Genomic DNA, 12828 nt, shown 5'->3' with positions numbered 1-12828 from the left:
CTCCAATTTCTGTACCGAGCGGTACTCAAGTAACCGTAGCAACTCCCGGCAGGTCCGACAAATTTCTGTACCGATCGGTTGTCCTGCGGGTAACATGGGTGGCGGGAGGTGGCGAGCCGTGCCGCAGCGAGGACGACCAAGGGGTTTCGACGCCGATGCGGCGCTGGAGCGCGCGGTCGAGGTGTTCTGGCGTCAGGGATATGAGGGCGCGTCGGTGAGCGACCTCACCGCCGCCATGGGTATCAACAAACCCAGTCTCTACGCCGCCTACGGGGGCAAGGAGGAGTTGTTCCGCAAGGCCGTGGCCCGCTACGCCGAACAGGACATGGGGTACGCGCGGGACGCGTTCGCCCAACCGACCGCGTACGAGGTCGTCGCCAGCCTGCTGCGCGACAACGTGGTCGCCGTGACCCGCCTCGACCGGCCGGCCGGCTGCCTGTCGATCCAGGGCGGCACCGCCTGCTCCACCGAGAACGCCTCGGTCGCCGGGTTCCTCGCCGCCAGCCGTCTGGTCGGCGAACGGGCCCTCGCCGACCGGTTCGCCAGCGCGGTCGCCGACGGCGACCTACCCGCCCACGCCGACCCGGCCGCGCTCGCCCGTTTCGTCTCGATCGTCACCGAAGGGCAGTCGGTGCACGCTGCCGCCGGGGTCAGCCGGGCCGACCTGCAGCAGGCGGCCGAGATAGCGCTTGCCGGCTTCGCCGCCGCGTCAGGAGCGCGGCTGCCCGAGCACGCCACCGGGACGGCGTGAGCCCGGCCAGCGGGCGTTCACCGTTCGAGCAGCTCAGCGATTCCGTCGAGCAGCCGTTGCAGGCCGAACTCGAACAGACTCTCCACGTTGAGGTCCACCGTCGACCGGGTGAGCCGGGCCAGGTGCGGAAACTCGCCGGCCGCGAGTAGCGCGCCCAACGTGTCGGCCTGGGCCACCATCCACTCGTCGTCGGTCAGACCGGTGTCCTGTTCCGCCTCGGCTTCCCGCTCCAGGTTCACCGCGGTGCCGCGTACGTGGTTGGCCAGTGCGGCCGCCAGGTGGAGCTGGGTGTGTTGATCCAGGCCATGTCCGGCCAGCGCGCGCAGCGCCCATTCGGTGTGCGCGACGGCGTGCGGTGCCATCACCGGGCGGGTCAGCGAGATGACCTGGGCCAGCCAGGGATGCCGCCGGTAGATCGACCACTGGAGCCGGCAGAGCAGGTCCAGTTGGGCTCGCCACCCGGGTGGAAACGTGCGGGGCAGGCGGTGGGCGGCGAAGGCCGCGTCCGCCATCAGCAGTAGGAGCTGCTCCTTGCCGCGGACGTACCGGTACAGCGACATGGTGGGCACGTCCAGCTCGGTCGCGATGCGCCGCATGCTGAGCGCCGGCAGGCCCTCGGCGTCGGCGATGCCGGTGGCGGTGCGTACCACCTGGTCACGGGTCATCCCTCGGGCGGGCACTCGCCGCACGTCGACCGGCTCGGCCCGTCCGGCTGGCTCTGTGCCGGTCACCACCATGCCCACACCGGGGACCGCCCGCACCAGGTCTTCCTGACGGAGAGCGGTGAGGGCCCGGCTGGCAGTCGCCATCGCGACCCCCCACTGCCGGACGATCTGCCGGGTCGACGGCACCCGGTCGCCGGGGCCCAGCTCGCCCGTCGTGATGCGGCTCCGCAGCTCCGCGACTATGCGCAGGTAGGGCGGCGTGGACTCGTCGATCTCGGTCACGGTCGCCTCCGCATCGATCGGAGTGTGACCGTAGCGCACTAGAGCGCTGACCGTCGGCCCGTCGATGCTGGTCGGTCACCGTGGTGGGCGTACTAGAGCTCCCTGGCCGCGTGGTGGCCGGCTCGGCATGCTCGCCGAAACACGGTGCGTACGGCGTACTGGTTTCGACGAGTGGGAGACATCATGACCGACATCCCGTACCCCGGATCGGCTTCCGTGGCGCAGCCGACCGCCCGCAGGGTCCGCTCCCGATGGCTTGCCGTGGTGGTTTCCGTCGCCCTGCTCGCGCCGGCGGTGCTCGGTGGCGAGGCCGCGGCTGACGGCCGGAGCGCCGCGGTCGTGCGGACCGACCAGGGCGCGGTGCGGGGCGCCGTCGCGATGGATCACCGGTCGTTTCGGGGAATTCCGTACGCGCGCCCGCCGCTGGGCGCGCTGCGCTGGGCACCGCCGCAGCCCGGTCCGGTGTGGACCGGGGTCCGGGACGCGACCCGCCCGGGTGACGCCTGCGCCCAACTCGAAGGGCTGCCGATGGATCGGCCCTCGGAGTCCGAGGACTGCCTCTACCTCAACGTCACCACGCCTCGCACCGCTACGAGGACACCCCGACCGGTGCTGGTGTGGCTGCACGGTGGTGACTTCCGGTTCGGTAGCGGGGACGTGTACGGCGGTCGGCGGCTGGCGGTCGGCGGTGACGTCATCGTCGTCACGGTGAACTACCGGCTCGGCGCGCTGGGCTTCCTGGCGCATCCGGCGCTGGCTGACGCCGGCCGGTCCGTCGGCAACTACGGCCTCCAGGATCAGCAGGCGGCGCTGCGGTGGGTACGGCGCAATGCGGCGGCCTTCGGCGGTGACCCCGGCAACGTCACCCTGTTCGGCCAGTCCGCCGGGGCCGCCAGCGTCTGCGCGCAGCTCGCGTCGCCCGCCGCCGGTGGCCTGTTCCATCGAGCGATCGTGCAGAGCAACTCGTGCGCCAACCCGGTGCAGACCCGGGCTGACGCGACCGACGCGGCCGAGGATGTCGCCCGAGTGGTCGGCTGCACGGACCCGGGTGCGGTCGCGGCCTGCCTGCGCGGGCGTGACCCCGCCGCGCTGATCCAGGCGGCCGGCTACCCGGGTGCGGGTGTCGATCTCGGCCCGTTCGTCGACGGCCGCACGCTGCCGCTCAGTCCGGCGGACGCGCTGGCCGCCGGGCGACTGCACCGGGTGCCGGTGTTGACGGGGATGAACCGGAACGAGAACACGCTGCTGGTGTGGGGGATGGAACGCAGTGGGATGAACTGCCCGACGCCGCCGGAGCCGGGGCAGCGGCCCGAGCCGTGCCCCCTCACCGACGAGCAGTACCGCGAGCAGGTGCGGACGGCCTTCGGTGACGGGGCGGACGAGGTGTTGGCCCGATACCCACGAGACGACGCGCACCACGCGAGCGAGACGCTGGCGGCCGTGCTGACCGACCGCGACTACGCCGAACCGGTGTATTCCGCCGCGCTGGCATTCGCCCGCCGGGTGCCGACGTACGCCTACGAGTTCGCCGACACGGACGCACCGTTCTTCTCCGACGGCCCCGAGCCGACCTTTCCCACCGGCGCGTACCACTGCGCGGAGCTGCCGTACCTGTTCACGGTGGACTACGCCGAGGCACTCACACCGGGTCAGCGGCGGCTCTCCGACGAGATGGTCCGTGCGTGGAGCGACTTCGCCCGGTCGGGTCGGGTGGACTGGCCGCGGCTGCGCAGCGATTCGCCGTACGTGCGGGTGTTCTCCGGAGACGGTGGATCCGGCTCGACGGATTTCGCGGCGGCCCACTCGTACGACTTCTGGCGGTCGCTGCGCGGGTGATGCCGTCGGCGGGCGCGTCGGGCGGACCGGTCTCTCGTGGGCCGGTCCGCCCCGCGTTCGGCTCAGCAGGGGTCGGCGCCCTCCTCGAAGAGGCGGCGGGCCCAGTCCGCGTACCCGGCGATGGTCTTGCGGACCGTGCGCCCGTCGTGCAGGAACAGGTACGCGCGGTCGCCGCTGCGGGCGAGCAGCCCGTCGAACCGGTGTGTCCCCTGTGGAGCGCGCAGCCGCGTGACCGACGGATATCGATCCCAGACCTGGTCGACCGGTGAGCCCGTGGTGATGCCCTCCGGCGTCCGCATCGGGTCACCGAGCCAGAGCAGCACCAGTCTGTCGTCGGCGAAGACCGGGCTGACCATGTCGTGGCCGGCGAGCGTCGGCCCGCAGGCCGCCAGGTCGGTACGCAGGATGCCCCGGGCCGTCAGCTCGTCCTCGGTGACGCCGAACTCGATGTTGCGCAGGCCGTTCAGGCCGATGACGTCGACGCTTCCGGCCGGGAGCGTCCCGGACGGCGGTACGCCGCTGCCCGCGATCGAGGCAGCCGTCAGCAGCGTGGCGATAAAAGAAAATTGTCGCAATTTCATGGAATCCCCCAGTCCCCAACGGGGCCGGAGGCTCCAGGTTGCTGCCGATCGACGGATTACCTGTTTTCCCACTCCTCGACCAACTCGTCCCAGTAGTCCGCGCTGAGCTGTCGCCGTCCGTGCGCCAGCCACCCGTCGGTGTTGCGCTCCAGGTGCAACCCGAGTTCCGCGAACGGGTCGATCCACGTACCCCGCTCGACACCGAGCCGGATCAGCGCCGCGTTGATCGGCCACTGGTCGCGGGGCGCGTCGAGCACATTGTCGAACCGCGGACCCCAGGACGACGCGCCACCGAGCCACACCGCCGCCGACTGGTAGCCGGTGCCGCCGACGAACTCCGCCTCCAGGTACGCCACCGGCCCCTGCTGCGACCAACCGGCCAGCACCTCGACCAGCGTCGGTGACAGCACCAGGCCGAACGGGTGCTCATCGGTCCGGTCGTCCAGCGCGAAGTCCGGCAGAGACCCGGTCAACTCCACCACCAACTGCGGGGTGACCGGCAGCAGCGCGAAGTCCTGGCGCAGCTCGCCGAGGACCGCGTGATCCAGCTCGGCGGCCTGCTCGCGAAGCAGATCCGCATCCGCGACCACCGCACTGAGCTGGTAACCCATCGGTCCCTCCGCCGTCCACAGCCTGTGGATAGAACATGTGTACGACGCGTTCCGGCCGCGCCGGTGTCGATCCCCGGACCGTACCGGAGGGGCCGGTCGCCGTCAGACCCGCAGGCGAGCCGGGTGACGAACGCGCGCCAGGCCGCCGGCGCGAAGGTGAGCGCCGGCCCGTTCGGGTCCTTCGAGTCCCGGACGCCGACCACCTCGGGCAGGTTGTCGGCGACCTCGACACACGCGCCGTCGCCACCGGGATCATCTGCCCACCCGTCCCACCTGGCGCTGCGCGGCGTGCGGCATCGCCTGGCCCTGCTCGGCGGCCACGTTGCGGCTGCTCGCCGAGTACCGGCACGACCGGGTGGCGTTGACGGTCTACCTGGCGACGCTCCAGGCGGAGGCGGGCGTTCACCTCGCCGATGTGGATCCCGCCCGGCTGACCGACCGCTTCCTCTCCTGGGCCCGCGCCCGCGGATGACGAGGTGGTCAGGGGCGCCAGATGACGATGTCGATCCCCCGTCTGCGCTCCGCGAAGCGACCATCGCGCGCCGCTTCGGACAGGAGGTGACGCAGATCCGCCTCGAAGGCGGCGAGTCGATCGGCGAACAGGTGCGGTGCCGAGCTGGACAGCGAGAACACCGCCGAGACGATCTCGCTCACGCCGCGTTCCACGACCATCCCCTGGTCGACCGCGATGCGGGTGGGACAGGCGAAGCCAGCCTGCCGCATGATCTCCCCCTCCCCGCCGGGGGTGCCGGAGGGCAGGTATCCCTGACCGGCCCGGCGGACCGGCCCCAGGTAGCTGGCGACCAGCTCGTCGATCTGCTGCCAGGGCGGCCGGGGGTACGGAAGCACGTCGTCCCCGGTCACGCCCTGGTGCGTGCTTGCGCCGACGTGGACCCAGGCTCCGTCCGGCGCGAGCATGTCGCGGACGCGACGGGCCACGAGGGGCCGATCCATCCAGTGGAACGACTGGGCGAACGTAACCACCCGGAACGTGCCCAGGTCGGCCGGCAGAGCCTCGGCGCGTAGGTGCCGCCACTCGACGTTGGTGATCCCGGCCTCTCCTGTCCTGCGCCGTGCCTCGTTGATCATGCCCTGGTCGGCGTCGACGCCCACCGCCGATGCGAACAGGGGCGCGAGCAGGAGCGTCACCGAACCGGGCCCGCAGCCGACGTCCAGGAGTCGGCCGGTGCCGTCGAGGTCGAGTTCCTTGCCAACGGTCTCCGCGAGGCCCCGCGGGTACGGCATCCGACCGACGCTGTAGTGGCGGGCGCTGCCCGCGTACAACGTCTCATCCCACTCCCACGCCGTGTCTGCCATGACGTCGATGGGACCACAAGACCAACGCCCGGCGGACCTTTGTCGGTCTGCCGGGCGTTTCTGTCGTTGAGGCGAGCGGAGGATACGAGATTCGAACTCGTGAGGGTGTAAACCCAACACGCTTTCCAAGCGTGCGCCCTAGGCCTCTAGGCGAATCCTCCGCGAGCCAGGATACAGGCCCCCACGGGCACGGTCACCCCACCACCCCCCGAAGATCGACCGGCGGTCGGGTAGGCTTGGCGACACCTCCCGTGCGGCGGTATCTCGTGAACCTCCCCAGGGCCGGAAGGCAGCAAGGATAAGCGAGCTCTGCCGGGTGCACGGGAGGCCTTTTTGTCTGCGGACCCGGCGGCCACCCACGGTGCCCGGCGGGGTGGGTGGTCACCCGCGTCCGACCGGCGCAGAATGGCTCGGTCGAGAGGAGGCGGGACGAGTGACGCTGGCGCTCTACCGCAAGTACCGGCCGCGTACCTTCGCCGAGATGATCGGCCAGGAGCAGGTCACCGAACCGCTGTCGCAGGCGCTGCGCAGCGGGCGGCTCAACCACGCCTACCTCTTCTCCGGCCCGCGCGGCTGCGGCAAGACCTCCAGCGCTCGGATCCTGGCCCGCTCGCTCAACTGTGAGCAGGGCCCCACCCCCGAGCCGTGCGGCAAGTGTGGGTCCTGCCGTTCGTTGGCCACCGACGGCGCCGGCTCGATCGACGTCCTCGAGATCGACGCGGCCAGCCACGGCGGCGTCGACGACGCCCGGGAGCTGCGCGAACGTGCCTTCTTCGCGCCGGCCAGCAGCCGCTTCAAGATCTATATCATCGACGAGGCGCACATGGTCTCGACCCAGGGCTTCAACGCCCTGCTCAAGCTTGTCGAGGAGCCTCCGGAGTACGTCAAGTTCATCTTCGCCACCACCGAACCGGAGAAGGTCCTCGGCACGATCAGGTCGCGGACCCACCACTACCCGTTCCGGCTGTTCCCGCCGAAGGTGCTCCGGCCATACCTGGAGCAACTCACCGAGGCGGAGGGGGTGACCGTCGAGCCGGCGGTCTTCCCCCTGGTGGTGCGCGCCGGTGGGGGCAGCATGCGGGACAGCCTCTCCGTGCTCGACCAGCTCATCGCCGGCGCCGGGTCGGAGGGCGTCACCTACGCCCGAGCCGCCGCGCTGCTCGGGGTCACCGACGCCGCGTTGATCGACGAGATGTGCGACGCGCTGGCCGCCGGTGACGGCGCCGCCGCGTACGCCACCGTCGACCGGGTCGCCGAGGCCGGGCACGACCTGCGCCGGTTCGCCTCGGATCTGCTGGAGCGGCTGCGTGACCTGATCGTGCTCCAGCAGGTGCCGGACGCCGCCGCGAAGGGCCTGATCGACGGCCCCGCCGACCAGATCGAGCGGATGGCCGCCCAGGCCTCGCACCTCGGCCCGGGCACGCTCTCCCGCTGCGCCGACATCGTGCACGACGGCCTGGTCGAGATGCGCGGCACCACCGCGCCCCGGCTGCTGCTGGAGCTCATCTGCGCCCGGATGCTGCTGCCCGGCGCGGACGACTCCACCGGCGGCCTGCTCCAGCGCCTGGAACGGATGGAACGCCGGCTCACCCTGGGCGGCACCGACGTCGCCGCCGGCTCCGCGCCGGCCACCCACCCTGGTGTACGCCTCCAGTCGGCCACTCCGTCCCCGGCTGCCGCCGCCCCCGCACCCGCCGCTGCCCCGACCTCGGCACCCCCGTGGTCGGTCGACCCGGCGGAGTCCCCGGGTGCCTCCGGCCCGAGCGCTGCGGCCCCGGGCGCCTCGGCCAACGCCCCAACCTCAAGTGCTCCGACCTCAAGTGCTCCGGCCGCCGACTCGCCCATCCCGGTGTCGCCCGGCGCGTCGGCTGCCGCCGGGTCGGCAACCGGTGACCGGGCCGCAGCGTTCTCGCCCGCCGGACCGGGCTCCGGCTCGCCGGCCCCGCGCCGGGTGGTCCCACCGTCGGCGGTGCTCCCCGACCCGGCGACGCCCGAGCCGCCCCGGCCCGGCGCGCCGGCCGCGGCGCTGGATGCGGTCGCGGTCCGCCGGGTCTGGCCGGATGTGGTCGGCAAGGTCAACCGGAGCAACAAGCGGATCGCCGCCCTGATGCGCGACGCGGTCGTCCGTGAACTCGACGGCGACATGCTGGTGCTGACGGTCAAGTCCACCGTGCTGGCCAAGATGATGGCCGATCACGCCTCGGTGCTCACCGACGCGCTCTACGAGGAGTTGGGCGGGCGCTGGCAGATCCGCTGCGAGGTGGCCGGCGAGCGGGGCGGCGTGTCGTTGGCCGGTCCGTCGCGCTCGCAGCCCGCCGCACCGGCCCGATCCGCCCCGGTCGACGCCCCACCCTCCCCGGTCGACGTCCCACCGGTCCCGACGAACGCACCCGCCGCCCCGACGGACGCATCACCCGTCCCGAGCGCCACCGTTGCTGCCGTCCCGACGGACGTATCCACCGTCCCGAACGCGACCGTTGCTACCGGCCCGACCGGCGGCTCGGGTGCCCGCGACGGTCTGCCCGCCGGCCCGTCCGGTGCGCGGGGTGGTCCTGGTGTTCCCTCTGGCGGGGGTGCCGACGCGAACGCGTCCAGCGGCCGCGGTACGAGTCGGCAGCCCGGCGGGCAGCCGTCGGCACCGACCGCGTCGGCTGACGCCGACGACGACTGGCCGGAGGCCGCCCGCCCCGGCGGCAGCGCTCCCGCAGCCGAGGCGACGGATGACGAGGACTGGCCGGAGGCCGCCCGGCCGGGCGGTGCCGTGGACGACGCCGCCTCCGGCGGTTCCGGATCGGCGCCGGCCGGCGGGAACGGCGCGGAGCGCGGTCGTACCGGCGGGAACGGCGCGGAGCGCGGTCCTAGCGGCGGGAACGGCACCGGGCCGGGCGGAACGGGTGCCGGCGCGAACAGCGGCACGAGCGCGGTGGCCGGCGGCGGTAGGCCGGGCGGACGGGCCAATCCGACGCCGGCTGCTCGCCAGCCCGCCGCCGGCGGTGCCCCGGTGAGCAGCGCCATCGCCGCAGCCCGTGCGGCGGCGGCGGGGCGCGGTCCGCGTACCGGAACGGCGACCCGGCTCACCGCGGACGCCGAGTGGGCCGGTGAGCCCCCCTACGACCCGGACTTCGACGGTCCGTCACGCGCGGGCAAGCCGGCGGGCGCGGCATCGGCGGCGACCCCGACCTACGAGGGGTTCGACCCGGGCGACGAGCCGCTGGACGAGGTCATCGACGAGAAGACCGCCCGGGAGTCCAGCGAGGAGCAGGCGGTACGGCTGCTCCGCGAGACGTTTGGGGCCGAGAAGATCGACGAGGTCGACGCGCGCTAGGCGGAAGTGTCGCCGGGACGAGCGGCGATGCCGCGTCGCGCCCTATTCGGTCGCACCGAGGATGCCGGCGCCCCACGGGTTGTCGATGGCCATCAGCCAGCTGCCGTCACTCTTGCGGTGCAGGACGTCGGCCGACGCGCCGGTGAACTCGACAGCGTCACCTGCGGCGTCGGTGCCGCGCAGCGTCCACTGCGAGTGGTGCAGGGCGATGTCGCCGGCCTCGAGGATCGTGCGGCCGCTCACCTCGAAGGTCGGCGTGAGCGAGGTGAAGTAGTCGAGGACCCCACGGACGCCGTCGCCGCCCCGCAGGACCTGACCAGGCTGGGCGACGATCGTGGCGTCGGTGGCATAGCAGGCGAATGCCGCCCCGACGTCGCCGCGGTTGCGGGCGTCGACGAGCGTGTCGATCAGGGCGGCGGGGGTCGCTGCGGGCATCAGGAAACTCCGATTCTGCGATGGCGTCACCGGGCCGGGTCCGGCCGGTTTTCTTGACTACTTGGACCACTATAAGGTTAGTGGTCCAAGTAGTCAAAAAAAAGCTATCCTGACGGCATGGGACGGACGAGGGGCTTCGAGGAAACCGCGGTGCTGCACTCGATGCGGGACAGGTTCTGGACCTACGGGTACGAGGGAACGTCCACCTACGACCTGATGGACGTCACCGGCCTGGGCAAGGGCAGCATCTACCACGCGTTCGGCGGCAAACACGACCTCTACCTGCGGATCTTCGCCGACTACTGCACGGATCTCGTCGCCGACGCCCGCAGCGCGCTCGGGAACGTCCAGGGCGGGTCACCGCTCGCGCGGATCGAGCACTACCTGACCTCACTGGCGGAGTTCTTCGGCACCGAGTCACCACGGCGCGGCTGTTTCCTGTCCCGGGCGACCGGGGACCTCGCCGGCATCGACGAGGCTGTCGCGGCACAGTCCCGGCGGACGTTCGCCGAGTTGGCCGGGCTGCTCGCCGCCACTGTCACCGCCGCACAGGAGGCCGGGGAGGTCGCTGCCGAGGTCGACGCGGTCGACCTCGGCTGGCTGCTGCTCAGCGTCATCCGGGGCATCGACACCATCGCCCGGGCCGGGGTCGACGCCGACGTGCTGCACCGCGCTGCCCGTACGGCCCTGGTGCTCATCCCGAGAACCAGCGCGTAGGGCGACCGGCCGGCAGGGTCGGTCACGGCGTCCAAGCGGGCAGGCCGTGCGGGTTCGCCTCGGCGAGCAGCCGCTGCGGTCCGTTCCCGAGCCGGGAGCGCAGCTGGAAGGGGTGCCGGCCGTCCACCGGGTGCGGCTCGAAGAGCAGGTAGGCCACCGGAGCGTCGGCGGTCGCCAGCCGGGCGAGCCGGTCCAGCTCGGCGGTGGTCCTGCTCCACTCGTCGGCCGGCACGTACTGCCGCATCACCGAGTGCCACACCACGGTCAGGGTGCCGGGGCGCGGTGCCACACCGGCCAGGAAGTCGGCCGCGCCGGCCGTCTGCACCCGAGCGGGCACGCGCGCGGCCAGTTCCAGCGCGCCGGCCAGTCGGGCGGCCCGGGCGGTGTGCTCCGGCCAGACGTACGCCCGCAGAGCGAGCGCCCCGTCGTCGCCGCCCGGGTCCAGCGGGGTCGGGTCGCAGCCCAGCCGCTGCGTCACAGTGATCCCCGGATGCCGGGCCGCCGCGGCACGCAGCCAGTCGGGCGCCCCGCTCCGCCAGGCACCGGGCAGCCGCACCGGCGAGTCCGCCGGCCCCCAGGCGAAGCCGTCCGCCTCGACCCGGAACCGGTCGGCGCGCAGGTTCAGCCCGGCGCTCGCCCCCAGCTCGATCAGGCGTACCGGCCGGTCGCCCGTCTCGGCCAGAGCGTGCAGCAGCCCGGCCAGCAGGAGGTTTGCCCGGCCGACCTCGTTGGTTTGCGGGGGGCGGCGCAGCCAGGGGCGGACGTCGTCCGACCGCTCGGCGAGCAGCGCGCGAAACGCGGTCCAGGCGGCCTGCGCCTCCGTCGGGACGTAGGCGCCGCCGGTGGACGGGTAGTAGCGGGCCAGGTCGGGCGCGTCCCCGGTGAGCACGAGCGCGTGCACGCCACCGAGCAACCGCAGCGACAGCACGGAGGAGTTGGGCAGGTCCTCGTACCCCCTGATGGTCGCGGCGCACGGCCCGCCGGCGCGGACGTCCTCGGCGGCGCGAACGAGCAGGTCGGCGTAGAGGCGCGCGTCCAGTTGCGCGCATGCCCGTGCCTGGCGTTCCATGGCGGTGGCCGCGTGCTCCAGGGACATCCTCGAGCTCCCTCCAGTCGATCCGCCGATCATCCGCCGACGATCCGTGGCGTGGAAGCACCGGGCGGGGGGAGGCCGGTCACAGCGGTTAGGCTGGGCGGCGGCCGAGCAGACGAGTGCGAGAAGGAGCCATCCGTGCGCCCAGGTGGACAGCCGAACATGCAGCAGATGCTGAAGCAGGCGCAGAAGATGCAGCAGCAGATCGCCGCCGCCCAGGCCGAGCTGGCCGAGGCCGAGCTGACCGGCACCGCCGGCGGTGGGCTGGTCACCGCGACCGTCTCCGGCGGCGGGGAGCTCAAGGCGATCAAGATCGACCCGAAGGCCGTCGACCCGGACGACGTGGAGACGCTTGAGGACCTGGTCGTCGCGGCCGTGCACAACGCCGCCGAGGCGGCGCGGGAGCTGACCGAGCGCAAGATGGGCCCGGTCACCGGCGGCATGGGCGGCCTCGGCCTGCCCGGTTTCTGAGCCGGCAGATGTACGAGGGTGCCATCCAGGATCTGATCGACGAGCTGGGTCGGCTGCCGGGCGTGGGCCCGAAGAGCGCCCAGCGGATCGCGTTCCACGTCCTCTCGGCGGATCCGACCGACGTCAACCGGCTGGCCGGCGCGCTGCGCAAGGTCAAGGAGTTGGTGCGGTTCTGCACGACCTGTTACAACGTGGCCGAGTCCGAACAGTGCCGGATCTGCCGCGACCCGCGCCGCACCAACGAGGTGCTGTGCGTGGTGGAGGAGCCCAAGGACGTGGTGGCCGTCGAGCGGACCGGTGAGTTCCGCGGCCGCTACCACGTGCTGGGTGGCGCGATCAATCCGCTGGAGGGGATCGGGCCGGACAACCTGCGCATCCGGGAACTGATGATCCGGCTCGGCGAGGGCACGGTGCGGGAGCTGATCCTGGCCACCGACCCCAACACCGAGGGCGAGGCGACCGCCACGTACCTGGCGCTGCTGGTGAAGCCGATGGGGATCGCGGTGACCAGGCTGGCCAGCGGGCTGCCGGTCGGCGGCGACCTGGAGTACGCCGACGAGATCACGCTCGGCCGCGCCTTCGAGGGGCGCCGGGCCGTCTGAGCTAGGGCCACGCTCGCCGCTGGTCGGCACCCTGTCCGGGGTGCCGGCCATCGTCGCGTCGGTGCCCGGAAATGATCTGACACCTGCTCCCTCCTGCGGTCAGTTCGACGTAACAGTTTGGCATCACGGGTGCGGATAGCAT

The 12828-nt window shown here is 72.4% G+C and carries 13 protein-coding genes, 1 tRNA gene, 1 other RNA gene and 1 pseudogene; 8 read left to right on the top strand and 8 right to left on the bottom strand.

The features are described 5' to 3' along the window. Window positions 1–118 precede the first annotated feature (118 nt). Window positions 119–751: a TetR/AcrR family transcriptional regulator gene (locus tag ACLJN9_RS28670; RefSeq protein ID WP_410814751.1), complete on the top strand. Its 633-nt coding sequence runs from the start codon at window positions 119–121 to the stop codon at window positions 749–751. Between the two features lie 17 nt (window positions 752–768). On the opposite strand, the gene ACLJN9_RS28665 is transcribed toward ACLJN9_RS28670, so the two are convergent. Beyond that, entirely contained in the window at window positions 769–1698 is a 930-nt protein-coding gene (locus ACLJN9_RS28665; RefSeq protein ID WP_410814750.1) for a TetR/AcrR family transcriptional regulator C-terminal domain-containing protein, read from the bottom strand. 183 nt (window positions 1699–1881) lie between these two features. Between ACLJN9_RS28665 and ACLJN9_RS28660 the strand changes: the two genes are divergently transcribed. Next, entirely contained in the window at window positions 1882–3534 is a 1653-nt protein-coding gene (locus ACLJN9_RS28660) for a carboxylesterase/lipase family protein (protein WP_410814749.1), read from the top strand. Window positions 3535–3596: 62 nt separating this feature from the next. On the opposite strand, the gene ACLJN9_RS28655 is transcribed toward ACLJN9_RS28660, so the two are convergent. The 3 genes and pseudogenes from ACLJN9_RS28655 to ACLJN9_RS28645 all read right to left on the bottom strand — a co-directional run. Then, window positions 3597–4079, bottom strand: a complete 483-nt coding sequence (locus tag ACLJN9_RS28655; RefSeq protein WP_410814790.1) for a hypothetical protein — start codon at window positions 4077–4079, stop codon at window positions 3597–3599. 92 nt (window positions 4080–4171) lie between these two features. Then, a complete protein-coding gene (locus tag ACLJN9_RS28650; protein ID WP_410814748.1) occupies window positions 4172–4726 on the bottom strand; it encodes a hypothetical protein in 555 nt (184 codons plus the stop codon). A gap of 104 nt (window positions 4727–4830) precedes the next feature. Then, window positions 4831–4968, bottom strand: a pseudogene (locus tag ACLJN9_RS28645) (DUF397 domain-containing protein); the annotation flags it as partial. Between the two features lie 80 nt (window positions 4969–5048). On the opposite strand from ACLJN9_RS28645, the gene ACLJN9_RS28640 reads away from it, so the two are divergent. After that, window positions 5049–5198, top strand: coding sequence for a hypothetical protein (locus tag ACLJN9_RS28640; RefSeq protein WP_410814747.1), 150 nt, complete (start codon window positions 5049–5051; stop codon window positions 5196–5198). 8 nt (window positions 5199–5206) lie between these two features. On the opposite strand, the gene ACLJN9_RS28635 is transcribed toward ACLJN9_RS28640, so the two are convergent. Further along, window positions 5207–6043: a class I SAM-dependent methyltransferase gene (locus ACLJN9_RS28635; protein ID WP_410814745.1), complete on the bottom strand. Its 837-nt coding sequence runs from the start codon at window positions 6041–6043 to the stop codon at window positions 5207–5209. A 76-nt stretch (window positions 6044–6119) separates the two neighbouring features. Beyond that, a tRNA-Ser gene (locus tag ACLJN9_RS28630) sits at window positions 6120–6204 on the bottom strand. 82 nt (window positions 6205–6286) lie between these two features. Between ACLJN9_RS28630 and ffs the strand changes: the two genes are divergently transcribed. Then, window positions 6287–6376: signal recognition particle sRNA small type (ffs, locus tag ACLJN9_RS28625), an RNA gene on the top strand. Between the two features lie 100 nt (window positions 6377–6476). Further along, on the top strand, window positions 6477–9368 hold the full coding sequence (locus ACLJN9_RS28620; protein WP_410814744.1) for a DNA polymerase III subunit gamma and tau: 2892 nt from the start codon (window positions 6477–6479) through the stop codon (window positions 9366–9368). 42 nt (window positions 9369–9410) lie between these two features. Here ACLJN9_RS28620 and ACLJN9_RS28615 read toward each other — a convergent pair whose 3' ends face one another. Next, window positions 9411–9803 (bottom strand): YybH family protein, encoded by a 393-nt coding sequence (locus ACLJN9_RS28615; RefSeq protein ID WP_410814743.1) that lies wholly within the window; start codon window positions 9801–9803, stop codon window positions 9411–9413. Between the two features lie 117 nt (window positions 9804–9920). Here ACLJN9_RS28615 and ACLJN9_RS28610 point away from each other — a divergent pair, with 117 nt between their 5' ends. Beyond that, on the top strand, window positions 9921–10520 hold the full coding sequence (locus tag ACLJN9_RS28610; protein ID WP_410814742.1) for a TetR/AcrR family transcriptional regulator: 600 nt from the start codon (window positions 9921–9923) through the stop codon (window positions 10518–10520). 22 nt (window positions 10521–10542) lie between these two features. On the opposite strand, the gene ACLJN9_RS28605 is transcribed toward ACLJN9_RS28610, so the two are convergent. After that, on the bottom strand, window positions 10543–11616 hold the full coding sequence (locus ACLJN9_RS28605; protein ID WP_410814740.1) for a DUF2332 domain-containing protein: 1074 nt from the start codon (window positions 11614–11616) through the stop codon (window positions 10543–10545). Between the two features lie 159 nt (window positions 11617–11775). Between ACLJN9_RS28605 and ACLJN9_RS28600 the strand changes: the two genes are divergently transcribed. After that, window positions 11776–12084, top strand: a complete 309-nt coding sequence (locus tag ACLJN9_RS28600) for a YbaB/EbfC family nucleoid-associated protein (protein WP_410814789.1) — start codon at window positions 11776–11778, stop codon at window positions 12082–12084. A gap of 8 nt (window positions 12085–12092) precedes the next feature. Then, window positions 12093–12686, top strand: a complete 594-nt coding sequence (recR, locus tag ACLJN9_RS28595) for a recombination mediator RecR (RefSeq protein WP_410814739.1) — start codon at window positions 12093–12095, stop codon at window positions 12684–12686. Window positions 12687–12828 lie beyond the last annotated feature (142 nt).

Source organism: Micromonospora sp. 067-2 (genome assembly GCF_046549295.1).
Classification (GTDB): Bacteria; Actinomycetota; Actinomycetes; order Mycobacteriales; family Micromonosporaceae; genus Micromonospora.
This window is presented reverse-complemented; position numbering and strand designations above follow the sequence as displayed.

Coding starts and splice junctions, on each gene's coding strand:
- ACLJN9_RS28660 (WP_410814749.1), top strand. CDS start 1,882: ATGACCGACATCCCGTACCCCGGATCGGCTTCCGTGGCGCAGCCGACC.
- ACLJN9_RS28650 (WP_410814748.1), bottom strand. CDS start 4,726: ATGGGTTACCAGCTCAGTGCGGTGGTCGCGGATGCGGATCTGCTTCGC.
- ACLJN9_RS28635 (WP_410814745.1), bottom strand. CDS start 6,043: ATGGCAGACACGGCGTGGGAGTGGGATGAGACGTTGTACGCGGGCAGC.
- ACLJN9_RS28615 (WP_410814743.1), bottom strand. CDS start 9,803: ATGCCCGCAGCGACCCCCGCCGCCCTGATCGACACGCTCGTCGACGCC.
- ACLJN9_RS28610 (WP_410814742.1), top strand. CDS start 9,921: ATGGGACGGACGAGGGGCTTCGAGGAAACCGCGGTGCTGCACTCGATG.
- ACLJN9_RS28605 (WP_410814740.1), bottom strand. CDS start 11,616: ATGTCCCTGGAGCACGCGGCCACCGCCATGGAACGCCAGGCACGGGCA.
- ACLJN9_RS28600 (WP_410814789.1), top strand. CDS start 11,776: ATGCAGCAGATGCTGAAGCAGGCGCAGAAGATGCAGCAGCAGATCGCC.
- recR (WP_410814739.1), top strand. CDS start 12,093: ATGTACGAGGGTGCCATCCAGGATCTGATCGACGAGCTGGGTCGGCTG.